This is a genomic window from Kineococcus indalonis (assembly GCF_009906395.1).
Lineage (GTDB): Bacteria > Actinomycetota > Actinomycetes > Actinomycetales > Kineococcaceae > Kineococcus > Kineococcus indalonis.
This window is the reverse complement of record NZ_JAAALM010000918.1, coordinates 1-818: the sequence shown is the minus strand read 5'-3', so window position 1 is coordinate 818 and position 818 is coordinate 1. Positions and strand designations below refer to the sequence as shown.

Genomic DNA, 818 nt, shown 5'->3' with positions numbered 1-818 from the left:
CTCCTGGACCGCACCCCCGCGGCGGCCCCGCCGGGCGGGGGTGCGCGAGGATGCGGCCCGCCCGGGAGCGGCCCGGGGCGCGGCGACGGGAGGGCCCGGTGGGCACGAGCACGACGGCGGCGGCGGGGACGACGTTCCTGCTGGCCCGGCACGGGGCGACCGCGCACACCGCGCAGGGGCGCCTGAGCGGGTGCACGGGCGCGAACCCGCCGCTGTCGCGGGTGGGCCGGGAGCAGGCGCGCCGGCTGGCCGCGGCGCTGCGCGCGGCCGGCGGGGCGGACGTGCTGGCGTGCAGCCCGGTGCTGCGGGCGCGGCAGACCGCCGAGGAGGTCGCCGCCGTCCTGGACCTGCCGCTGCGCGTGGAGGACGACCTGCGCGAGATCGACTTCGGCGACTGGGAGGGCCTGACGCCCGCGGAGGTGGACCGCCGCTGGCCGGGCGAGCAGGCGGCGTGGCGGCGGCAGAGCGAGCAGGCCCCGCCCGGCGGGGAGTCGGTGGAGGCCGTCGGGGACCGGGTGGCGCGGGTGCGCGAGCGGCTGGCCGCCGAGCACCCGGGCGCGCGGGTGCTGCTGGTCAGCCACATGTACCCCGTGAAGCTGACGGTCGTGGACGCGCTGGCGGTGCCGCGGGTGGTCATGCACCGGATGCACGTGGACCCCACGGGCCTGGGCGAGGTGCGGGCGCTGCCGCCGGGCGACCCGCGCGGGCCGTGGCTGGTGCTGCGGCACAACGACGCCGCGCACCTGCGCGACGCGCCGCAGCGGGTCGCGCCCGGGACCGCTCCCCCGCCGGCCCCCTGAGGGCCGGTCCTCGGGGGG

1 protein-coding gene is annotated in these 818 nt (G+C 81.5%); it reads left to right on the top strand.

All coding sequences use genetic code 11. The features are described 5' to 3' along the window. Positions 1-98: 98 nt before the first annotated feature. Positions 99-800, top strand: a complete 702-nt coding sequence (locus GTR00_RS21935; RefSeq protein ID WP_166613596.1) for a histidine phosphatase family protein — start codon at positions 99-101, stop codon at positions 798-800. Positions 801-818: the final 18 nt, after the last annotated feature.